This is a genomic window from Gardnerella sp. DNF01151, from assembly GCF_049244235.1.
GTDB lineage: Bacteria > Actinomycetota > Actinomycetes > Actinomycetales > Bifidobacteriaceae > Bifidobacterium > Bifidobacterium swidsinskii.
The window spans coordinates 357454-380070 of sequence record NZ_CP058389.1 but is presented as its reverse complement, the minus strand read 5'-3'; the positions used below and the strand labels follow the sequence as shown (position 1 = coordinate 380070).

Below are 22617 nucleotides of genomic sequence, written 5' to 3'. Positions count from 1 at the left end.
GCAATTCTTTAATATTACAAAATTATTTTACAATTATTTTTATACTATTTCGCGATTGCTTCCTCTATAAACGGAAGCATTACTTTAGCTAAATCTTTGCCTTGAGGAGCTGCAAAAAATGGCACGCCTTGCAAAGTACCAACAGCACCTTCTGCTTCAATTATGCGCATTTGAGCATCATCAAAATCATCAATATCACCAGAAAACTCGTTAGCATTATGTAATTTTTCGATCGCCATAGTAGGAATTTCTTGTGCATCTTCACACGTAGTATCAAGAGCATCCGAAAAAACATATGCACGCTTAGACGCACTTAAAGCAACCGCAAAATCACGAGATAATTTACGACGAAAATCCTCAACAGTAGCATGCTTACGCAATTGCCTAATACCTACTGCAAGCACACGACCTGGATGCTTACGAATAATATTCGCATACGTTAAAGGATCCTTTTGACCATCATCGCCAATAAGCACAAAACGCATGCCAGGAAAATCATCCATAAGCTGAGTTGCAAATTCTAATTTATGTTGCGGTCCGTTTGGAATAAAAGTTTTAGGACGTGGATCCAAATCACGAAGAAGAAGAGGACCCTCAGGAAACTTTTCGCGATCAATAAAGTGACGAATTGAAGCCTCAACATTCCACGGAGAAGTAGAAAGATAGAAAAATGGAATATCGTCACGTAAACGCTCTAAAGACTGGAAAAACTCAGACATTCCAGTAACTGGCGAACGATGAGCAGGATTCATAATAAGCAAGTTATAAGCAGCACGAATTGGCGAAGGCGCTTGAGTTACCATAATAGTGTCGTCAACGTCCGAAATAACACCAACAGGAACATTTGCGTCAATAGCAAACAAGCTCGCTTTTACAGGCTCACGGTCACTAACAGAATACGAAACAACGTGACGACCAGGCTCTAAAGCGCGCTCAGTAATTAAATCTAAATACCCTGCACGGTCAGAAATACAATACTCTGCACTACCATCGCGCGAACCTTCAGGCTTATCGTATATTTCAGAATCGCCAATTTGAGCTGTTTCTACAGGAATACCGTCAATAGACAAAGCCACGCGCACACGCACAGCAGGAACAACAAGCATCGCGTAAATTCCGCGTTTTAGAGCAGAATGATGACCAAGCTTTGGAGCATACACAGTTCTGCAAATCAAGCGAGCATATCTATGCGTTCCGTATCCAATATACGGCTCAACACTTGGAAACCAGCCAAGACGACGAGCAACACGACCAGCAAGACGCATCCACATGCCGACAATAGACGTAACGAGCCTGCGACCAAAACGCACAAGCAATGGCTTATTGTCAATACACTCAGCTTTAGACGGAGTATCAAACAATGTTGCAGTAACATGCACAGGAATTGGCGCGCTGCTAATTCGTCTAGACGCAGCTAACTTCGGAGTAGATTGTGGGCTTTGCACATACTCAAGATTAGAACGCGCAGAAAGCAAAAGTTCTTCGGCGCGTTCATCTTTGTTAAGTGAGTTACCCACAGATTCGCTCATTCGCGTACCGGACCATCTGGAGTCGTGCCAACAATTTGCACAATAGTGCCACGTGGGCAATTTTCAAAAATCCAGCGAGCATCCTGCTCATACATGTTTATACAACCATGAGAGCCGTGATTTGCAGCATCGCCAGTTGCAATACCCTTATAATTCCAAGAAGCAGTGTGGAAGCCTTCTCCACCATGGTAATAGCTAACCCAACGCACTCCAGGAGAGAAGTAAGGAGAGCCATCGCCGTTCCTACCGCGCATATCCTGTGAAGCATAACGCAAGTAAATAAAGAATGTGCCGGAAGCTGAATCATCAGCACCGCGCTTACCTGTGCAAACAGGGAATGTTTTTACAAGTTCATCATTCTTATAAACAGAAGCCGTTTGGGTTGTTTTGTCAACAACAATGCGCATTTCAACAAGCTTCTTTTCAACGGTAAACTTAGTGATTTTCGCAGGAACAGCCATCTTGAAATCATTGCCATTGCGCAAAGATTCTACAGCCTTTTTCGCAACACTATTGGAATAGTTAATTTCAACACCATTAGAACCTTTAAGCGTTGTGAAAATAAACCTACCTTCTTTATCAATTGCATCTTCTTGATTAATTTTTTGCTGATTAAGTTCTTTTGGAAGAACTTGAGACAAATAATAATCTGCTTTATCTGCATCAATTGTGTAAGAAAGCTTACGGCGAGTCGTATCTGCTTTTATATTGATCCAAGACGCAATCGCTTCTTTTGGAACCGTAAAATCTTTACCGTCACCGTTATTAAACGTGATTTTTTTCTCAAGAAGTTTATTTAAATCATTTACAAGTTTCTGCGCTGCATCAAGCTTAATAGGAGCGTCAGTGCGTCGAGATGTAACAGAAACTTTTACTGTTTTACCAGGGTAAGCAATTAACTTTTTTACTGCTTCACGAACAGACATAGTTTCTATAGTGCGACCAGGTATGCCATCCTCTACCTTGTAAGATTCAGAATCCTTGTCGAAAACTGCACTATAAGGTACAGCACGATCCTTCTCACGAATAAACTTATGCAATAAGTACGAATCCAAAGCAGAATCATCACGTACAGCTTTCAAGCTCACAGTTTGATGAACCCAAGGCATAATACGAGTAAATAAATTATCTCGCTTAGCATTCATAATAGCTTTTACAGTTGCGTTCTTATCAATCTTGACACCAAGCTGACTCAAATCTGCATCAATACTATTTCCTTGATCGTCACTAATTTCTAATTCGCTATGATCCACAGCATTCTGAACAGTCTTGATTACAGAATCTTCCTGATAGCCAGTGAGATTGCGCGTAATAGAAGCATCACCAAAATCAACACCTGGAGCAACTCGATTGTTGAAATACAAATGAAGTGCAAAAAATGCTGCTGCTAACAAAATAACAAAGATAAGAAGCGAATACATCAACGCCAGTGCGGAACGATTCGTACGATGTTTCTTTGCTTTCGGCTCTACTACTCTAAATGAATCGGTTGCAGTTGAATCGGCAGGAGTTGCATTTGCATACATGCCATAAGATGCAGCATTATTACCAAACACATTCTTCTTATTACCCGCAATATCTTCAACGATATCGTCAACAATGTCTCCAGAAGTATCTTCTTCATCGGCGACTTCGCCTAAATTATCAGCAAGAGTTCCCTCATAATTAACAGAATTATCAGCTATTTGATCTTCTACATGACTTTGAGGAACCTGCATAAAAGCAACAGTATCGTCACTAGCATCATCAGGCATATTACTAGGTGTAATATTGAGGGATTCATCTCCCTCAAAATTTTGCTGTAATTCAGCCATATTCAAAACCTCTGCTTAATAATTATATGCGACAGACACGCTTGCATAGTTTACCACTAGCGACGCACGAAATTAGTATTAGCGAAGCAGGAGAGCATAACTGGTTACATAACTAGCTATATAACTAACTAAATATTTAGTACAGAATTAATGCGAATAATACACGTGAAAAACGAGCAAAGAACAAGCAAAAGCAGCAAAATGCACAATTAACTAGCAACTAGCCGACACCTGATGAGTAACTAATAAACATCTAATACAAGCAATAAACGATATTTATAAAAACAATACATACTATACAAATGTGTAAAAAACGTAAATATTCGCAATATGCCGCAAAATTTAGTATTGTAGAAAAAATAATGTGCAAGAATAGGAGGTATGCCAACTATGCCTATTCAAGCGACTATTGCTCTTATGATGATTGTATTCGCGCTTGTACTCGCTCCATTCGTCATCATGATTGTTTCGCGCGCTTTAAAACGTCATCATTTGGCAGAAAAACTTGCTCAACGACATGGCGACTCAGTGCATTACGCATTCATACTTAATCCTTCAAAACCACAAGCGAAATCGTATCGCGAAAGTATTAAAAATTATTGCAAAGAACGCAATTTAACCTACGAAATTATTGATACACAGTTAGATAAAGATGGACGCGAATGCGCTTTAGAAGCACTTTCAAACGGAGCTAACGTAGTAGTAGCAGTAGGCGGAGATGGCACGGTTCGTACTGTTGCGAGCGCAGTAAGCGGTAAAGGTCACGCGATGGGAATTATTCCTATTGGAACTGGCAATCTTTTTGCTAGAAATATGGGAATTCCAGTAAACGACGTGGATGCTGCGTTGCGTGTTGCAACTTCTCACGGCTCTAGGCAGGTTGACGTTGGGCGCGTAACGATTCTCGACAATCCAGAAGAAGATCATGGACACGCATTCTTAATTATTGCAGGCATTGGTTTTGACGCGTTAATGATTGACGACACTGATCCAAACTTAAAAAAGAATATTAGTTGGCTTGCTTATTTTGTCTCTGGCGTAAAGCATTTGTTTATGCCAAAATATCGCGCAACCGTTACCTTACAGCGTTCGAATGGCGACGAAAGCGTGCTAAAAGGATTGACTTTCCGCACACTTATGGCTGGAAATTGCGGTCAGATTCCTATGTTTTCGCTTATGCCAGAAGCAGCATATGACGATGGTGTGCTTGATTTTGAGATTATTGACACTTCGGGCGGTTTAATTGGTTGGGCTAATTTGTTCCGAGGAGTAATACACCAAACGCTAACAGGGCGCGCGCTCCAGCAGGATTCGCTTTCTGCAGGCTCAAGAATTGACCAAACGCAAGGTTTTAGCGCAGAAGTGCAATTAGAAAAATCTGCTCCAGTGCAAGTAGACGGCGACATTTTGGGCTATACGAAACATTTGCGCTTCACTGTTGACAAGCAAGCATTGTGCGTAAGAGTGCCAAAAAATAAATAAAATACAAGCACCGTGGCAAAATAAAAAATTATGGTAGCAAAAAATGCGGGAATGCCCGCCACCCCAGAAGATCTAGTCGACGTCGACGCTTTGGTTGGCGCTTACTATGATGAAGTTCCAAATTCCAACATTCCAGAACAGCGCGTGATTTTCGGCACGTCCGGTCACCGTGGTTCTGCTTTGAAAACTTCGTTTAACGAAGCTCATATTGTGGCTATTACGCAAGCTATTGCTGAATATCGCAAGAAAGCTGGCGTAACTGGCCCTCTTTATATTGGTCGCGATACGCACGCTCTTTCTGAGCCTGCTCAAAAAACCGCTATTGAGGTTTTGGTTGCTAACGGAGTTCACGTTCGCGTGGATTCTCGCGGCGATTTCGTGCCAACTCCTGTTGTTTCTCAAGCTATTTTGACGCATAATCGCGCAGCCGACGGCACTCAGCGTTTTAGCGGCGACGGCTTGGCTGACGGCATTGTCGTCACTCCTTCACACAACCCACCAACCGACGGTGGTTTTAAGTACGATCCTGTAACAGGCGGTCCTGCCCCTGCAGATGTAACTAACGCAATTGCAGCTCGAGCAAATGAATTGCTCGACAACTACAAGTCTGTAAAGCGCGTACCTTTCGAGGAAGCAATCAAGTCTGATTTGGTTGAAGGATTCGATTACCGCGAACACTACGTTAGCGATTTGGCTAATGTAATCGATTTTGATGTGATTCGCTCTAGCGGCGTACGTTTGGGAATTGACCCACTCGGCGGCGCAAGTGTAAACTACTGGCCACTTATGAACGAAAAGTATGGCTTGAACATCGGCGTTGTGCGTCCAGAAGTTGATCCAACTTGGCGATTCATGACTATTGACCACGATGGCAAGATTCGTATGGATCCAAGCTCCCCTTACGCAATGAAGGGCTTAGTTGATCAGCTTAACGCTGGCGCTTGGGATAAGTACGATTTGGTTGGCGGCACCGATCCAGATGCTGACCGTCACGGTATTGTGTGCCCGAACTGGGGCGTTATGAACCCGAACCATTACATCGCGGTGTGCGTGGAGTACTTGTTCGGCGGTGCTCGCCCGGATTGGCCAAAGAATACTGCTATCGGCAAGACGCTTGTGTCTTCTTCCTTGATTGACCGCGTAGCTGCTTCTATTAACGCAAAGCTTGTGGAAGTTCCAGTTGGATTCAAGTGGTTCGTTGACCCACTCTTTAGCGGCGAAGTTGCTTTCGGCGGCGAGGAAAGCTCCGGCATGAGCTTCTTGCGCAAAGATGGTCGCGTGTGGACCACCGATAAGGATGGCTTGATTCCTGATTTGCTCGCTGCGGAAATTACTGCAAAGACTGGCAAGAACCCAGCTCAGCTTCACCAGGATCAGGTTGCTCGCTTTGGCGAAAGCTGGTATAAGCGCGTCGATACCCCAACAACACTTGAGCAAAAGCAGAAGTTTGCAGCTTTGAGCGGCAACGACGTTGAAGCAACTAAGCTTGCTGGTGAGGATATTACCGCAAAGCTTACGGAAGCTCCTGGAAACGGCGCAAAGATTGGTGGCTTGAAGGTGACGACTAAGAACAACTGGTTCGCTGCTCGCCCATCTGGTACCGAGAATATTTACAAGGTTTACGCAGAATCCTTCGTTTCTCCAGAAGCACTTGACAAGGTGCTTGAGGAAGCTACTGCTGTAGTCGACAAGGCTTTAGCGTAACGTAATAATCTTGCGTAAATAAAGAAATCTACTAATTGCGCTGGTTGCAATCTGCAGCCGGCGCATTTTTGAAAGGTTTTGTCATGATTGTTGTTTCAACAGACGGTTCCGCGCTCGGAAACCCGAATGGTTCAATGGGTTGGGCGTGGGCAGATCACATTGACGAGTCTGGTAGCTCTAACGAACATCATCACACAGGCAATGCAGATGCTGGAGGCGCAACTAATGGCACAAATCAAATTGGCGAATTATGCGCGGTTTTAGAAGCTTTACGAGCACATCCTGGAAGAGAGCCGCTCACAATCGAAAGTGATTCACAATACGCTATTAACTGCGCAACTACGTGGATTCACGGATGGAAAAAGAACGGTTGGAAAAACTCTAAAAATGAACCTGTTAAAAATGCCGAGCTGATTCGAGCAATCGACGCGGAAATTACTAAGCGCGAAGGCGCCGTAAAATTCGTGTGGGTTAAGGGTCACGCAGGAAACGAAGGAAACGAAAAAGTTGATACATTAGCGCGCGGATATGCGGAAGATTGCCGAAATGGTTTGAAGGACGGATACTTGCCTTTAGAAGGCTGGAAGTCGCTTCTTGCTTCTGAATATGCAAAAGGTACGAATGTGCCAAGTGATGCGAAAATGCTTTTAGACGGCAAAATTTCTCATGCAAAATACCATCTTGAACGCACAGTTGGCGAAGATATTAATCCTGATTTTTCTGCACAAAATAGTAAAAACACTAGTGATCTAACTGAATCTGCAAATGAATCAGCGCGCGAACAAGCGCGTGAAACAAAGCGTGAAACGTTAGAAAATAGCGAAAAAGATGCACTATCAATAGAAAATGAACAAGATGCACACCAGCAAGATGCACACCAGCAAGACGCTATAACTATTGTTCAAGAAGTTCCAAAAACAAAGCAAAATGTTACGCAAACTGCATCTAAACCAGTTCAAGGATTAAGTGTTTCTGGCGTGCTGCAATTTACTCCACCACCAAACACAAGCCCAAGTTTTAACGGCGAGGCGCGCTTTATTTCCGGCACAATCAACGTAAACGGCTACGTAGAACCAGACGGCACCTTGCATTTATCTCCAACCGCCTTCTACCTTTCATAGGTTACTTTGGAATTTGCTCGGCGTTGAGCTCCAAACGTAGTAGATCGCTCGCGCGGTCTAGGCGCGCTCGCTACTGAGCTTGCGTTGAAAGCACACCGTGCTTTCAACTTGAGCAAGCTCACGCTCCGAGTTGCTTTCGCGCGTTACACTTTGAGCGCGAAAGCAGGTCGTCACGCCCGCGTTTGGAGGGTGCGAGCGCCCAGCTCCGTTCAAAAAATCTGCACGCAGACTAATATGGAAATGTACGAAAACGAGGCACGCATAAAAGCATAAGCGCCTCTCCCGCAAATGCGATGGAAGTTCATCGACGAACTCGGGAATAACAAAACATAAGAAAGCAGGAATAATGGATAAAGCACAACAAGACGCGCTTAAAAAAGCAGCCGGCATTGAAGCCGCAAAGATTGTAAAGAATGGAATGATGGTTGGTCTTGGCACCGGCTCTACAGTGCGCTTCTTGGTTGACGAGCTTGGTCGCAGAGTTAAGGAAGAAGGCTTGAGCTTCACAGGAGTCACCACTTCTCGTCGCACACAAGAGCAAGCAGAAGGCTACGGCATTAAGATTCTCGACATTAACGAAGTGGATCACATTGACGTTACAATCGACGGCTCCGACGAAGTTGACAAGAATTTCAACGGAATTAAAGGCGGCGGCGCAGCTCTTCTTTGGGAAAAGATTGTGGCTATTAATTCCGATAGCATTGTGTGGATTGTTGACGCAAGCAAGGTAGTCGACACGATTGGCAAGTTCCCACTTCCTGTTGAGGTGATTCCATTCGGCTCCGCGCAAGTGATTCGTAAGTTCGAAAAGCGCGGATATAAGCCAGTTTTGCGTCTTGATGCAGACGGCAAAGAAGTTCGCACCGACGAGAACAACTTCGTGGTTGATTTGCATATGGAGCGCATTGAGCATCCACAGGAGTTGGCGAAGGATTTGATTGAAACTGTTGGCGTTGTGGAACACGGCTTGTTCTTGAACATGGTTGACACCGTGATCGTCGGCGATCCTAACGGCCCTCGCACGCTTACCAACCCAAATAAGTAGCGAAACTAATCGCAACTAAATAAAACGAAAGTAGAGTCCGCAAACGCGGGCTCTACTTTTTTATTACTGTTGCGCGAGTTTTTGTTTGGTGTGGCGCGAGTTTTGGGGGATTTCTCTCCTCGCATGCGCTACGACCTGCTTGAGCGCAGCATTGTGCGCGCGAAAGCAACTCGGAGCGTGAGCTTGCTCAAGTTGAAAGCACGGTGTGCTTTCAACGCAAGCTCAGTAGCGAGCGCACCTAGACCGCGCGAGCGTTCCTTCGGGCGCTTTATTCTTAAACGTTTTTTAACGATACGCTCGCGTTTTATTACGCTCGCTTGCGAAACTCGCGTTGGAAGTCCACTGGACTTCCAACTTAAGCGAGTTTCCGCATTGAAGTGCCTCCGCGCGCTACGCTTTAAGCGCTCCGGCAAGTCAATGCGCCCAGTCCTCTTTTAGTGCTCGTAAAGAAATCCCCCAAACTCTGCATGCTAATTCGTTAATAACCGTGCCTTATCGCAGAGATTTTTCGATTTTTCTTCTTCGATTGGCGAATCAGCAGCCTGCGGCTCTGACGTTCGCCGCGCTCAGTGCGAAAAATCTCAAATCTCTACCACACGAATATTTGCAAGACAATCCGCGAAATATATAAATAAATAAAAAGCGCCGGAAAACCGACGCTTCAAAAAAGTCTCACGTGCCTAAACGTTCAGACACGCATCAACGCATAGCAAGAAAATTACTTGCGCTGGTGACGAGTCTTACGCAGCAGTTTGCGGTGCTTCTTCTTGCTCATCCGCTTGCGGCGCTTCTTGATGACAGAACCCATCTGAAGCCTCCATTCCTATGTAAAGTGTGCAACTTGCCTAATGTTACACCGTTTTAACGACTTTGTGGAGTGATATTACAAAGAACATCATTTTTTTACAACAATTTACATTGGGAATCTGTGATAAAAACGCTCTACTGCTTGCTTTGCGCCGTTCACTTCAAAAACAGCGGTATCGTTCTGCCACAATGCACTAGCCTGTGATTTATCATTTTCATCATTTCGCAACACATAGCTACCGGAAGTCTTGCCAGAAACTTGAATTTTTCCACTTGCGATATCAGAACCCTTAAGTCCATCAACTAACGCCTCATACTGTTTGTTTGCAGAATCGCGATTCGACCATTGAGCAACAGTTACAGACACTTCCCCATCTGGCTGACCAGTTGAGTACTTAACAGAATATTCCTCCAAAGGCGACGATTCAGTCCAAGTTGCACTAGGTATAGCGTCAACACGAGCGAAATCAAGTACGCTATCTGGCATAGCCTTAAGCAATGCCGTAGAAGATGCTGGCAAAGGTTTCGATGGTATAGAAGGCGTTTTAGGCATTACCATATGATTTTTGCTCGCAACGTTTTCGTGATTTAATGCCCAACCTGGCCACATAAATGCTGAAATTAGAGCCAAAACCACAATTACTGCAGCTGAAGTCAACACAACTAATAACTTGCTGTGTGATGAATTATTGACACTTGAGGAATTCATATTCAACGCACCCATCTTTGAAGCATTCATACTTGAAGCATTCGATTTCGACATACTTGCATTATGTCACATCGCGATGACGCTTTTAGTACGCAAAAGCGCTTTACAATCAAAAACAAATACAAAATATGATTGTCTAATAAAGCGTATAGCGTCGAGATATGGCTAGTAAATCTACTCTTCACTATTTATGCTCTGAATGCGGTTGGAGCGGCTCAAAATGGTACGGTCGCTGCCCTGAATGTGGCGAATGGGGCACAGTGAACGAGTTTAGAGAAGCGCGAGTTAGCGGATTATCTCGTACAACACGTACACCGCGCGCAACAACAGCATCGCGCACCTATTCACCAGATAGCATAACTACTTCTAATCGCAATATCGCACATTCAACTCTCGATTCAGCAACATCCGCGCAACCAATTAGCGAAATTCAAGCAGACGACGCAATGCGCATCCACACTGGTTTTAGCGAATTCGATCGCGTATTAGGCGGAGGACTTGTGCCAGGCTCCGTAACTCTTATAGCAGGAGAGCCAGGTATCGGAAAATCAACACTACTTCTAAAAACAGCAGCTTACGTATCTAAGCAATCAAAAGACAGCAACACTCCCCCTGTATTGTATATTTCCGGCGAGGAATCAGCAGCGCAAGTTAAATTGCGCGCGTCTAGAATTAACGCTGTAAACGATTATTTATTACTTGCAACAACAGGCGATCTTGACACTGTGCTGGATCTTATTGAAACGCATCACCCTACGCTTGCCATTGTCGATTCTGCGCAAACGATTTCCGCACAAGAAGTAGATGGTATTACAGGCGGTTCTACACAAGTTAGAGAAGTTGCGAGCGCACTTATCGACGTTGCTAAAGCTAACAATATTCCGATACTTTTAGTTGGGCACGTTACAAAAGATGGTTCAATAGCAGGACCGCGGACGCTTGAGCATTTAGTTGACACAGTATGTCAATTTGAAGGCGATACACAAACAGCGCTACGCATGCTAAGAGCCGTAAAGAATCGCTTTGGACCTACAGACGAAGTTGGCTGCTTCGATATGAGCGGTGAAGGAATTGAGGAAGTGCCAGATCCTTCCGGACTGTTTTTGTCTTCTACAGAAAACGATAATCAAGGTAAAAATGCGCAAGATGGCACAAACGACGGAACTTGCGTCACTTTTACACTTGAAGGACACAGAAGCCTGCCGATTGAAATACAAGCACTTGTAACGCAATCAGCCCTGCCCACTCCTCGCCGTGCAGTTTCTGGTGTTGATTCTAACCGTCTTGCAATGCTTACAGCAGTTTTGTATCGTCACGGACGCGTTAATTTGCTTGCAAAAGATTTGTACGTATCTACTATTGCAGGAGCGTTGGCAAAAGAGCCGTCTTGCGACTTAGCAATCGTAGCAGCTTTAGCTAGCGCTGCTGCCGGGAAAGCAGTAACTCCTAAAACTTGCGCAATTGGCGAAATGAGCTTAACTGGTCAAGTTCGCCCAGTGCCAAGAATAGAGCCGCGATTGCGCGAGGCTGCGCGAATAGGATATAAGCGCGCAATAGTTTGCCATATGCGGAAAAACGTTAATATTCCAGGATTAGAAATTATTGAAGTTAGCACAGTGCGAGAAGCGTTGAAAGCACTTGGGCTATAAGCTAAGCAAATGCCCAAGTGCTACTACTTTAAAGGATTTCGCTTGTGCTGCACACTGTTATAAGCGGTGTAAAAAGCTCCATAGTTTTAAGAGCTAGCTTATGATTTTCCGGCGTGCTTCCTGCACAAGCATCTTCTGCAATACGCACAGCAACGCCATTATCCGCTGCAGCTAAAGCAGTTGTTAATACGCAACAATCTGTTGCAACTCCGCAAATTGTTATTTTGCGACATTCGCCTAATGCAGCCTTAAGTTTCGTACCCCACTTTCCGAAAGTTTCGCAAGTAACTACAGTGTGACCTTCCGCAAGTTCTGCTGTTTCTGGAGTGAAGTCATACATTGGGTCGTCAGGTTTTACGAGGAATTGTGGCCAATCTTTAAAATAGTCAACCCAAGCGTTTTCTGGCTTAAGCGGTGCTACATAGCGCGTGTAAATTACTCGATTACCATAAGCTTTTGCAAGTTTTGTAAAAGCTTCTGTTGTTGAATCGTAAGTGTGATCTGCACACGCCCAAGTCGACCACTCACTTTCGCAAAAAACGCGCTGTCTGTCGATTACCACTAATCATTCGTCTTCTTTAATCATTTGAATATCCTTTCATACGAATATCCTTTTTATTTTTATTTTTATTCTGCAATTTCGCTTGTCTGCAAACCTACTTCGCTTGTTGGCAAATCCGCTTCTTGCTCAGCAATATCTTTACGCTGGAAAATTAAAGAGCCGATCAAGCCGATTAGTAGCGCAACTATTACGCCCAGGTTTGCACCAGCCCAGCTACTTGATTTTCCGCCAACAAGCCAAAGCAAATAACCTTGCCATGTAAGCCATTTCGCTGCAAAGTTTACGACCAAACCCCATCCAACAATCGTTCCAACGCAAAGAATCGCAAAAGCTTTAACATTCCAAGCACCGTAGCGACCTTCCGGCTTATACAAGTCCTCAGTGCAATAATCTTTTTTGCGAACAAGCACATCCGTAGTAAACATTCCAGCCCAAACAGCCATCGGCACTCCCAAAGTCGTTAAGAAGCCTTGGAATGGTCCAATAAATGTGTCGGAGAAGAACGTGACATAAACAACACCAAGAGTAGTTAGAACTGCAGTAATAATTGCTGCAACAGTTCTAGGAATACGTATTCCAAAAGATAGCAACGCAAGACCGTTTGAATAATTGTCCATAATTGCTCCAGACATAAGTCCTAGAACCGCTACAATCGTGTACGGAATCAAATACCACGCTGGCAAGATTGCAGCAATTGCTCCAATCGGGTCGTTTCCAACGTTTTGAGCTAATTCCATATTAGAAGCTGCGAGTAGAAGACCGTAGAAAATTAGGAACACGTTTGCAATTGACGCTCCAAAAGTAGTCCAAAAAACGATTCCGCTATTTGAAGATTTTCTAGGCAAGTATCTAGAGTAATCAGCCGCAACATTAACCCAGCCTACGCCGAAGCCAGTCATAACGAAGAAGCAGCAACCGAGCATTGCAGGAAGAGATCCGTTTGGAATTTGACCAATCGCAGCAAAGTTTATGTGTCCCCAACCTAGTACGAAGAATCCAAGAGTGATTATTCCCGTTACAATTGTTATAACTTGCTGACACTTCATAATTAAGTCGTAGCCGTAAATTCCAACAATTACAATTAATCCAACTACGATGATTGTGCTCACGATTTTAACACTCGTACCACTACCCCAGCCGATCTTTTCTGCGGCTGTTGCCATTGCAAGAACGGCAGTTATTGCTAGAGAAATCTCCCATCCGAGCGTTGCAATCCAACTTAGTGCTGCTGGAATGTTTGCTCCACGTACGCCGAACGTTGCGCGAGTCAATACCATTGTTGGAGCGTTTCCACGTTTGCCGGCTATTGAAATCACTCCAACCAGCAGGAATGACACAATTACGCCGATTATTGTCATTAACGTTGCCTGCCAGAAGGATATTGCAAAACCAAGCGCCCACGCTCCGTACGACATTGCAAATACGGAAATATTCGCTGCAAACCACGGCCAGAATAGGCTTGATGGCGTTCCTTTGCGCTCGCTTTCACTGATTGTGTCTATGCCTTGTTCCTCAATGCTTAAGGAATGTTGACTCGACGAGTCTGTGGCTTGTTGAGTTTTAGATTCTCCTACTTGAGCTTTACTCATTTTTCACCTAGCTTCTTTTTATATTGATTTTGTTTTATAGATTTGTGAATAATTTAAGAAAATCCAATAAATGTTGGTATTAATAAACATTTGTTTTAATAAAATCTTCTATCACCTTTTTTGTAGGACACGTTGCAGGCCCATATTTTGTGACAGCAATAGCAGCTGCAGCATTCGCGCATAAAACAGCCTGCTTAAGCGTCATTTTGTAGCCTATGCAAGCCGCAAGTACGCCAGTATGCGCATCGCCAGCTCCATTCGTATCTACTGCTTTTACTTGAAATCCTTTAATATGCTCGGCTTCTTTACCTAAATCACACACCCAAGCTCCGTGAGATCCTGCATGAACGATGAGGGGAGCTCTTAGCGCACGCTGTAAACGCTCAATCTTTCGTTTTGTAAGTTGATTATTTGTTTCGTCATTAAAGTTTTTGCTATCAGCATCTTTGCTTTCGTCAGCATCTTCGCTGCAATCATCTTCGATTTCGTCATTTCCCCAAGCGTTAAGCCTTTTTGCTAAAATCTCAGCTTCTCTAGCATTACACAACCAAATTGGCGCGTAGTCAATCAAGGCTTTTAAATCTTCATCTAAAATATTTGCAATCATTGGCGACGCATCAAAAATCGCTGTAAACCGGCGCTTGTGTTTATCAAAAGAACTCTCTAAAGCACTACTACTTAAACCGCACAAACCGCTTGTTCTTAGCATAAACCGCAAAAGCGCACGTTTTATAGGACTCACAAACGTGTATCCACTAATGTACACAACATCTTCCGGATTAGGATTTACAAAGTCAAAAGCATGCTCGTCACCACTAGTTTCCGCACCTTTAGTAGATATAAAAGTTCGTTCTGCGCTTTTATCCGTAAGAGCTATGCAAAATCCTGAATCAAGCATGGAATTTTTTGTGCCAATATGCGAAATACGTGCTTCGTTTAAAGCTTTAGAAATAATATTTGCAAAATATCCTTCACCCAAAACGCCAGCCCATTGCGCTTTAGCTCCCATTTGACTTGCAGCAAATAGCATGTTGTAACTTGCACCAGCGCTCATACTATACGAGTTTGCAAATATGTCTTCACCTGGTTTAGGAACAGAGCTAACTTTCATAGTTACATCTACAATAATTTGACCAAGTGAGATTACTTGCGGCACGACCAAACTTGCTTTTTCATTCAAGCTTATGTTTGATTCGTACATTGCAATCGCCTCTGAAAGCTACTATGCAGCATATTCTCTACTTTTCTCAATCTTCTAATTTTTTCTCATTAAGCACAAAGCATACACTATCTTTTCTACGTCGTAGCAGTGATCGACTCGCAAATTCTCTAAAACGCGTTCTCGTATTTTTTCATCGAACACTTGCAACCCATACTGTGAGCCCAACATCGCAGAACACATTGCAGCAATCGTATCGGTATCTCCGCCAATCGATGCTGCAAAACACGCAGCTTTGGTTGGTTCATTTGCAAAGCGAGTTGCAATTGCGAAAGCTGCAGCTACGGATTCATTAGCTTCAACACTTGTACCACAATCATTTTGCAACATTTCAGCAAAATCATCGTCACTTACAGATAAGCAACTCAACTCCTCAGCTTTTTTAGTGAAAAATTCGACCCTACTTATAACGCTTGCTTTTGCGCTCCAATTACCATATTTTGGAAGCAATTTTACGAATTTTATTGCTTCTTTAAGCGGATTTTCACAACCTTCAATACCTAAACTTACTGCCGCAGCAACGAGTGTTGTAGATTCAATTCCTTGAGTCGTATTGTGAGTAATTAAGCATGATTTTCTGGCTGCCTTAGCAAGCGATTCACCTGGTTTGAAAGCAATGCCAATTGGTGTCGCGCGCATTGCACCACCATTAGTTGTGCCAAATTTGCCTGTTTCTTCAGGAATTACTCCATTTACAAGTGCTTTTAAAGCTGACTTAGTTGACGGTCCTAGCAAATCCAAGGAACCTTTTTCGCGCATTGCACCTTCCCAATCTAGAAGATTTTGCGCATACTTGTTGTTGTCAATATTGCCATTATCTGCGATTATGCGTTCAGCAAGTAAAAAAGCTTGCTCCGTATCGTCTGTTACAGAACCTGCTTTCATATTTGGCGCGATTGGCTGCTGACTTACAGCGTCCATTAATTTTGTAATTGGACCGCCATAAAAACGGCGTATGCTTTGAGCACTCATGCTTTGAGTTGGCATTCCAAGCGCATCGCCTATAGCAAGACCAACAATAGCTCCAAACGCGCGATTATATGTTTCACTTTGCTCAAGATTGATTGCTGCGTTTATCATAAGTATATTTTATGCTTTCGCAGACACAATTTTAAAAGCATTTGGACTATAAGCTAAACGCAGCTAGCAAAAATAATCGCAACTAAAAACCACTAAGCGCAAATATCAAAATCAGACTTCAGCTTCAGCATCTGTAATCTCGCGCACTTGCTCAACATTAGCTTTGAGCATATCTTTTAGCGCGTCAACTGAGTCAAAAGCCTGTTGCGGACGCAAGAAACTAGCAAACTCAATGCAAACGCGATGCCCGTACAAGTCTTTCCAATCGTCGAACAATCCGTAAGCTTCAACAGTGCGCTCTGCATCTTCTTCGCCATCTTTATTAAATGTTGGCTTAGTTCCAATAGAAATCGCAGCAGGCCAACGCCACGGAGAATGAACGCCTAAATGAAGCTCATCACGACGCAAAACACTCACATCTGGAACAGCATTTTTCGATGGTCTGACATCGTTCTTATTGTCAGCATCTAAATCAACAACCCAGCCTGCATACACGCCATCAACTGGCACATAGCCTTCAATTTTTTCGCCAAGATTTACTGTTGGGAATCCAATCTCGCGCCCACGCTCGTCTCCATGAACTACTGTTCCTTCAACGCGATGCGGCTGATCCAAAATTTCACGCGCTTCTTTGACTCGACCAGTAGCCAACATCCAGCGCACATTTGTAGAACTCCAAGCACGCACTTTCTTATTTGGCATGCTCTTACTCCAAGCACGATATTCAGCTTTATTCATGCCCTCAGAAGGATCTTTAGGGTCTCCAGGCTCCTGTGGAACCTCACGAACAATAGGATCAGGCACGCGAACGTCGTCTGGACCCAAATCCTCTACTTCAATAAGCTCAAAAACTCCAGTTGCCTGAGACAACTCGCGAATTGCTTTAATATCACCAGCACAACGAGCACCAAGTGCAGCATCAGAGCCAAGAACTAATGCTCGCATACCAAGCTTTCCAACGAGCTGACCTAAGAAGAAACGGTACGATTTTGCAGCAAAAGCAAGGCTGTAGCGCACAATCACAACATGATCAACATCCAACTGTGACATCACACGCAAACGTTGACGCACGCTTGTAAGAGCATCCGGATCGTCCGGAAGTTTAGAATTAACGTCGCCAAAATCATCGTATAAATCAGGATTAGCATGCACTACGCTTGGACGCGGGTCAAACATGATCACTACTGAAAACGCTCCATGACGATGCGCAAGATCCACAGTACGACGAATAACCTCGCGATGCCCTTTGTGCATACCGTCGAATACGCCAATGGTAACAACCGCTTTACGCTCCGCACTTAACGTTGGCCAATTAATCATGCCGTTGGCATCTGGTCGAATGTCGATGACCTTCATGATATCCTTACTATCCGCGTTCAAGCATTACTCAAGCAAACTACGCAAATTACGCAATTCGTTATTTTAAATACTTATCTAGTTTACCAGTCTTCTCGCTTGCCGGAAATACCACAATTGGTTTGATTTGATTACTTTTTATATTTTTTGTCAATTCAACTACTGCAACAACGTCACATTCCGCAGTATTTGCGTTTGGAACGTACGCTATTGCAGGATAATTTTCGTAATTTATGGCAGATTTAAGCTCAATCCAGCGTCCAAAACGCAAGTCTTTAGCTTGATTTTCATCAATGCTTAAAGTTGGAAGCGAATGCGAAGCTGCATCCATCATATTTAAGCAAATTTTAGGAAGCATATTATTTGCGTCAAAATCGTCACCAGGAACTGCTTTTGAGCGATGCTGCAATACTCCATTGCGATCAGTAAATTCTCGCATTTGAGCGCGGAGTTTAAGAACACGCGAATCAGTAACTGAAAAATCACCAACGCTCGTGCGACGAAGCTGAGTAAGATGCCCACCAACTCCCAGTAAGCGACCTAAATCGCGAGCTAAAGCGCGAATATATGTTCCACTACTGCAAGAAACTTTTGCGGATATATCGCATACGAGTTTCCCACTCACTCCCCTAGTAATTCGAGGATTACTTACTGAAAAATCACTAACAAATATCTCTCGAGGAGCAATCTCTACTGATTTTCCTTCGCGCGCTAAATCATAAGCTCGTTGACCATTAATTTTAATAGCAGAAAAAGCAGTAGGAGCTTGCATAATTTTGCCTACTAAATTTTCGCTAACAACTTGCTTAATTCGCTCAAAAGACAGTGACTTTTCAAAAGACGTGTCGTCATTATCGACATGAACCCCCGGACCTATATTTAATGCATTATCCGGAAGAATCTCACCTTCTGCGTCATCAGTAGTAGTTGCTTCTCCTAAGCGGATTACTGCTTCATAGGTTTTATTGTGCCCCAACATATAATTTAAAAGTCGCGTTGCATTGCCAAAACCTATGATTAGCAATCCTGTTGCCATAGGATCAAGCGTTCCTGCGTGCCCAACTCGCTTTGTATGCAACAAATGACGAGCGCATGCAACAATATCGTGACTTGTAACGCCCTGAGGCTTATCTACAAGCAGTAACCCTGAATCTGGTATGCACATAAGTTAAATCTAGCTACTATACGATTCACATTGAGTTTGCTTTGAGATTTAATTGTTGTCAGACGATTCAGACGTGCCTTCAAAGTCGTCGCTTTCAAAGTCATCGCCCTCTTCGAAATCATCGCCCTCTTCGAAATCATCGTCGTCGAAATTATCATCGTCAAAGTCATCGTCAGATTCTTCAACTTCGCGCGGCTTCTTATACGGATCGACATCGCCAGCATACTTAGCATTTTCACGCAACTTAGCTAATTCTTCATCACGATGACGAGCTGCAACAAGAATATCCTCAATTTCGTGCGCTTCAGATGGCACTTCGTCATAAATAAATTGCAATTGGGGAGTCAAACGCAATCCAGCTTTTGCACCGACCAAAGAGCGCAGTCGACCGTGAGCCTGCTGCAAAGCTTGTGCTGCACGCTGACGCTCACCCTGCTCTTTACCTTCGTGACCAAGTTGCGTCCAGTAAACCTTTGCAATTTGCAAATCGTTCGTAACGCGCACTTCCGTAATAGTCACACTCGCCAAACGCTTATCATGCAAATGCGATTCCATATTAGAAGCGATTACGCGCTGAATTAATGCTGCAATACGTGCAGCTCTAGGATTCGTTCCTGCCATAATTACTTGCGCTCAATCTGCTTCATTTCAAAGGTTTCGATTATATCGCCAAGCTCAATGTCATTGAAGCTGCCGAGATTAATACCAGCTTCGTAACCTTCGCTAACGGATTGCACGTCATCCTTAAACCTACGCAAGCTGGAAATCTCCAGGTCGTTGACTGTAGCAACGCCGTCGCGCAAAATACGGCACTTCGTACCGCGCTTGACTTCGCCATCTTGAACCATAACACCAGCAATATTGCCGAACTTGGAAGAACGGAAGATTTCGCGAATTTCGGAATGCGAAGTAACAACTTCTTCGAATTCTGGCTTAAGCATACCCTTCAAAGCAGCTTCGATATCTTCGATTGCCTTGTAAATAACTGAGTAGTACTTAACTTCCACGCCTTCACGGTCTGCCAAATCAGCAACTTGACGGTTTGGACGCACGTTGAAGCCAATAATCACAGCCTTATCGACAGTTGCCAAGTTCACATCATTCTGAGTAATTGCACCAACACCGCGGTGAATAACCTGGATGCCAACTTCCTCAGAGACCTCAATCTTCATCAAGGAATCTTCCAAAGCTTCAACAGAACCAGAAGAATCGCCCTTAATAACGATGTTCAGCATGTCAACTTCAGACTTAGCGAACTGTTCCTTAAGGCTTTCAAGAGACACAACCTTGCGGCGCTTAGCAAGCTGAGCTGCACGCTCTGTAGCTGCACGCTTTTCAGCAATTTGACGAGCAGAACGGTCGTCCGAAGTAACCAAGAACAGGTCGCCTGCGGTTGGAACAGAAGTTAAACCAAGCACCTGAACAGGAGTGGAAGGAGCCGCATCCTGCAAATGCTTGCCGTTCTCGTCAAGCATAGCGCGCACACGGCCATAAGAAGTGCCAGCAACAATAGAATCACCAATGTGAAGAGTACCTTGCTGCACAAGAACAGTAGCAACAGCACCACGACCCTTATCGAGTCGAGCTTCGATAGTTGCACCGCGAGCATCCATATTTGGATTTGCCTTAGGATCAAGCTCAGCGTCAGCAGTCAACAACACAGCTTCAAGAAGCTTATTGACGTTAGTGCCCTGCTTTGCAGAAATATCCACAAACATGGTGTCGCCGCCGTATTCTTCAGCAACTAAACCGTATTCTGTAAGCTGACCGCGAACCTTTTCAGGATTAGCACCTTCAACATCAATCTTGTTCACAGCCACAACAATTGGCACATGAGCAGCTTGAGCGTGGTTAATAGCTTCAACAGTCTGAGGCATTACGCCGTCGTCTGCTGCAACAACAAGAATTGCAACGTCTGTAAGCTCAGCACCGCGAGCACGCATAGCAGTAAACGCTTCGTGACCTGGAGTATCGAGGAACGTAATCTTACGAGGTTTTCCTTCAAGATTTACAGTTACTTGATAAGCACCGATACGCTGAGTAATGCCACCTGCTTCGCGATCGATAACATTCGACTTACGGATGGTATCAAGCAAGCGAGTTTTACCGTGATCGACGTGACCCATAACAGTAACAACAGGCGGACGAGATTGCAAATCGTCATCTTCTTGCAGCTCTTCTTCGTCCAAATCGATGTCAAACTGCTGCAAAAGCTCTTTATCTTCTTCTTCAGCAGAAACAATGCTGATATTCCAGCCGATTTCTTCACCCAAAATTTGGAATGTTGATTCATCCAAAGATTGTGTAGATGTTGCCATTTCTCCCAAGTGGAAGAGCACAGTTACCAAAGCTGCTGGATTTACATCAATCTTTTCCGCCAAATCAGAAAGAGTTGCGCCTTGACGCAAGCGAATCGTAGCGCCGTTACCAGAAGGAATACGCACGCCGCCAATCACTGGTGCTTTAAGCTCTTCGTATTCACGACGTTTCGCTAAACGATTCTTACGAGCCTTAGAAGATTTACCACCTTGACGACCGAATGCGCCTGCAGCTCCTGCACGACCGCGACCGCCGCCGCGCGATGGACCACCATTAGGTGCGCCTGCTGCAGCAGCCTGGAAGCTAGCTCCTTGAGATGCAAAACGAGATTCTGCAGATGGGCGAGAAGATGCACCAGAGCCAGCACCTGCGCCACCTTGACCACGACGCTGACCCGACCACTGCGATGAGCGTGCGCCACCTTGACCAGAGCGGCCACCACGCGAGCGGCCACCGCGTTCTGCACGTTCACCACGCGAACCTTGAGGTCCAGAGCCAGCTTGACCTGGACGACCACCGCGGCCATTTTCAGCACCAGGACGAGACATCGGATGAGGACGTGGAATATCTCCAGGTGTAGGAGCACGCATACCTTGCTTACGGCTAAACGGATTATTACCAGGACGTGGAGCAGATGCGCCTGCACCTTGTGCATTCTGGTGCGGACGAGGGCGAGGAGGCATCTGTGAACGATCTGAGTGAGATTGACCTTGAGCTTGCTGTCGCGATTCGCCGCGATTATCACGATTATCATTGCGACGATCATTTTTTCTATTTTCGCCGGCAGCAGCATTAGAACGCGAAGGATTGTTTGAACGAGTATGATTTGCACCCGGCTTTGGAACAAAATGAGAAGCTGTGTTGTGCACAGGCTGGTTAGCAGAAGAGCCAGCTACAGAATCACTGTGTGACGAATCTTTAGCTTGAGGTTTAGCCTGCGGCTTAGCTTGAGACTTAGCTTTTGGCGCAGCAGGCTTACTTGCACTAGATGCCTTTTCGGACTTATTTCCGTCAGATGCTAACGCTGTTTGCAAACGACGAACTACTGGAGCCTCAACTGTTGAAGAAGCAGACTTAACAAATTCGCCCATGCTCTTCAAACGCTCCAACACGGTTTTACTGTCTACACCAAATTCTTTGGCCAGTTCATACACGCGCTTTTTAACCACTCAGTGTTCTCCTCTGTCTGTGGCAGCGCTAGTACACGCGACCACTTTACATTATTGCGAGCTTATTATTTATTATCGTGCGATATATCATCGTGCGACCATGATCTTATACCTCGTCTCCCGCCGGACGATGGCGATTGCCTTTCGCCCAGATTCCAGCTTTTAGCATACTCGAAACGTTGGATTGACTCGAGTGTCGCTAAATGCCACGCGAGAGACTACTTTATTTGCACACCACTAGCAAAATAAACAATCAAGAAGTGCTAAACATTGCGGAAATATCAATCTAAAAATATTT

General features: G+C 44.4%; 17 protein-coding genes. 5 read left to right on the top strand and 12 right to left on the bottom strand.

All coding sequences use genetic code 11. From position 1 onward, the window contains the following. Positions 1 to 44 precede the first annotated feature (44 nt). Together HXT37_RS01710 and HXT37_RS01705 are read right to left on the bottom strand one after the other, a co-directional pair. Positions 45 to 1529: an App1 family protein gene (locus tag HXT37_RS01710; RefSeq protein WP_102703358.1), complete on the bottom strand. Its 1485-nt coding sequence runs from the start codon at positions 1527 to 1529 to the stop codon at positions 45 to 47. Next, positions 1526 to 3343, bottom strand: coding sequence for a L,D-transpeptidase (locus HXT37_RS01705; RefSeq protein ID WP_116773817.1), 1818 nt, complete (start codon positions 3341 to 3343; stop codon positions 1526 to 1528). The genes HXT37_RS01710 and HXT37_RS01705 overlap by 4 nt, the downstream gene beginning before the upstream one ends. A gap of 381 nt (positions 3344 to 3724) precedes the next feature. Between HXT37_RS01705 and HXT37_RS01700 the strand changes: the two genes are divergently transcribed. The 4 genes from HXT37_RS01700 to rpiA all read left to right on the top strand — a co-directional run bounded on the left by HXT37_RS01700 (position 3725) and on the right by rpiA (position 8695). After that, positions 3725 to 4825: a diacylglycerol/lipid kinase family protein gene (locus HXT37_RS01700; protein ID WP_103013802.1), complete on the top strand. Its 1101-nt coding sequence runs from the start codon at positions 3725 to 3727 to the stop codon at positions 4823 to 4825. Positions 4826 to 4855: 30 nt separating this feature from the next. After that, complete coding sequence (gene pgm / locus HXT37_RS01695) at positions 4856 to 6529, top strand: phosphoglucomutase (alpha-D-glucose-1,6-bisphosphate-dependent) (protein WP_004125604.1); 1674 nt, start codon at positions 4856 to 4858, stop codon at positions 6527 to 6529. A 35-nt stretch (positions 6530 to 6564) separates the two neighbouring features. Further along, positions 6565 to 7650 carry a ribonuclease H family protein gene (locus tag HXT37_RS01690; protein ID WP_012913842.1) on the top strand — a complete coding sequence of 362 codons (1086 nt, stop codon included), beginning with the start codon at positions 6565 to 6567 and terminating at the stop codon, positions 7648 to 7650. A gap of 346 nt (positions 7651 to 7996) precedes the next feature. Continuing rightward, positions 7997 to 8695: a ribose-5-phosphate isomerase RpiA gene (rpiA, locus tag HXT37_RS01685; protein ID WP_116440352.1), complete on the top strand. Its 699-nt coding sequence runs from the start codon at positions 7997 to 7999 to the stop codon at positions 8693 to 8695. A 718-nt stretch (positions 8696 to 9413) separates the two neighbouring features. On the opposite strand, the gene HXT37_RS01680 is transcribed toward rpiA, so the two are convergent. Together HXT37_RS01680 and HXT37_RS01675 are read right to left on the bottom strand one after the other, a co-directional pair. Next, entirely contained in the window at positions 9414 to 9503 is a 90-nt protein-coding gene (locus tag HXT37_RS01680; protein WP_004268639.1) for a 30S ribosomal protein bS22, read from the bottom strand. Between the two features lie 105 nt (positions 9504 to 9608). Next, positions 9609 to 10265 (bottom strand): hypothetical protein, encoded by a 657-nt coding sequence (locus tag HXT37_RS01675; protein ID WP_004109607.1) that lies wholly within the window; start codon positions 10263 to 10265, stop codon positions 9609 to 9611. Between the two features lie 107 nt (positions 10266 to 10372). On the opposite strand from HXT37_RS01675, the gene radA reads away from it, so the two are divergent. Beyond that, positions 10373 to 11860, top strand: a complete 1488-nt coding sequence (gene radA / locus HXT37_RS01670; RefSeq protein ID WP_174182672.1) for a DNA repair protein RadA — start codon at positions 10373 to 10375, stop codon at positions 11858 to 11860. 28 nt (positions 11861 to 11888) lie between these two features. On the opposite strand, the gene HXT37_RS01665 is transcribed toward radA, so the two are convergent. The 8 genes from HXT37_RS01665 to infB form a co-directional block, all read right to left on the bottom strand. After that, entirely contained in the window at positions 11889 to 12422 is a 534-nt protein-coding gene (locus tag HXT37_RS01665) for a cysteine hydrolase (protein WP_240318941.1), read from the bottom strand. A 65-nt stretch (positions 12423 to 12487) separates the two neighbouring features. After that, a complete protein-coding gene (locus tag HXT37_RS01660; RefSeq protein ID WP_421779627.1) occupies positions 12488 to 14011 on the bottom strand; it encodes a purine-cytosine permease family protein in 1524 nt (507 codons plus the stop codon). 79 nt (positions 14012 to 14090) lie between these two features. After that, the gene (locus tag HXT37_RS01655) at positions 14091 to 15212 is read right to left on the bottom strand and encodes a PfkB family carbohydrate kinase (RefSeq protein ID WP_103013798.1); all 1122 of its coding nucleotides are present in this window, start codon (positions 15210 to 15212) and stop codon (positions 14091 to 14093) included. A gap of 54 nt (positions 15213 to 15266) precedes the next feature. After that, entirely contained in the window at positions 15267 to 16310 is a 1044-nt protein-coding gene (locus HXT37_RS01650; protein WP_103013797.1) for an ADP-ribosylglycohydrolase family protein, read from the bottom strand. Positions 16311 to 16421: 111 nt separating this feature from the next. After that, positions 16422 to 17666 carry a bifunctional riboflavin kinase/FMN adenylyltransferase gene (gene ribF, locus HXT37_RS01645; protein WP_162861115.1) on the bottom strand — a complete coding sequence of 415 codons (1245 nt, stop codon included), beginning with the start codon at positions 17664 to 17666 and terminating at the stop codon, positions 16422 to 16424. Between the two features lie 61 nt (positions 17667 to 17727). Then, positions 17728 to 18831 carry a tRNA pseudouridine(55) synthase TruB gene (gene truB / locus HXT37_RS01640; protein WP_102703349.1) on the bottom strand — a complete coding sequence of 368 codons (1104 nt, stop codon included), beginning with the start codon at positions 18829 to 18831 and terminating at the stop codon, positions 17728 to 17730. 48 nt (positions 18832 to 18879) lie between these two features. Beyond that, positions 18880 to 19452 carry a 30S ribosome-binding factor RbfA gene (gene rbfA, locus HXT37_RS01635; protein ID WP_421779624.1) on the bottom strand — a complete coding sequence of 191 codons (573 nt, stop codon included), beginning with the start codon at positions 19450 to 19452 and terminating at the stop codon, positions 18880 to 18882. A gap of 2 nt (positions 19453 to 19454) precedes the next feature. Beyond that, a complete protein-coding gene (gene infB, locus HXT37_RS01630; RefSeq protein ID WP_102706235.1) occupies positions 19455 to 22319 on the bottom strand; it encodes a translation initiation factor IF-2 in 2865 nt (954 codons plus the stop codon). Between the last annotated feature and the right edge of the window lie 298 nt (positions 22320 to 22617).

Coding starts and splice junctions, on each gene's coding strand:
- truB (WP_102703349.1), bottom strand. CDS start 18,831: ATGTGCATACCAGATTCAGGGTTACTGCTTGTAGATAAGCCTCAGGGC.
- rbfA (WP_421779624.1), bottom strand. CDS start 19,452: ATGGCAGGAACGAATCCTAGAGCTGCACGTATTGCAGCATTAATTCAG.
- rpiA (WP_116440352.1), top strand. CDS start 7,997: ATGGATAAAGCACAACAAGACGCGCTTAAAAAAGCAGCCGGCATTGAA.
- HXT37_RS01655 (WP_103013798.1), bottom strand. CDS start 15,212: ATGTACGAATCAAACATAAGCTTGAATGAAAAAGCAAGTTTGGTCGTG.
- HXT37_RS01710 (WP_102703358.1), bottom strand. CDS start 1,529: ATGAGCGAATCTGTGGGTAACTCACTTAACAAAGATGAACGCGCCGAA.
- HXT37_RS01705 (WP_116773817.1), bottom strand. CDS start 3,343: ATGGCTGAATTACAGCAAAATTTTGAGGGAGATGAATCCCTCAATATT.
- HXT37_RS01660 (WP_421779627.1), bottom strand. CDS start 14,011: ATGAGTAAAGCTCAAGTAGGAGAATCTAAAACTCAACAAGCCACAGAC.
- HXT37_RS01680 (WP_004268639.1), bottom strand. CDS start 9,503: ATGGGTTCTGTCATCAAGAAGCGCCGCAAGCGGATGAGCAAGAAGAAG.
- HXT37_RS01650 (WP_103013797.1), bottom strand. CDS start 16,310: ATGATAAACGCAGCAATCAATCTTGAGCAAAGTGAAACATATAATCGC.
- HXT37_RS01675 (WP_004109607.1), bottom strand. CDS start 10,265: ATGTCGAAATCGAATGCTTCAAGTATGAATGCTTCAAAGATGGGTGCG.
- ribF (WP_162861115.1), bottom strand. CDS start 17,666: ATGAAGGTCATCGACATTCGACCAGATGCCAACGGCATGATTAATTGG.
- pgm (WP_004125604.1), top strand. CDS start 4,856: ATGGTAGCAAAAAATGCGGGAATGCCCGCCACCCCAGAAGATCTAGTC.
- radA (WP_174182672.1), top strand. CDS start 10,373: ATGGCTAGTAAATCTACTCTTCACTATTTATGCTCTGAATGCGGTTGG.
- HXT37_RS01700 (WP_103013802.1), top strand. CDS start 3,725: ATGCCAACTATGCCTATTCAAGCGACTATTGCTCTTATGATGATTGTA.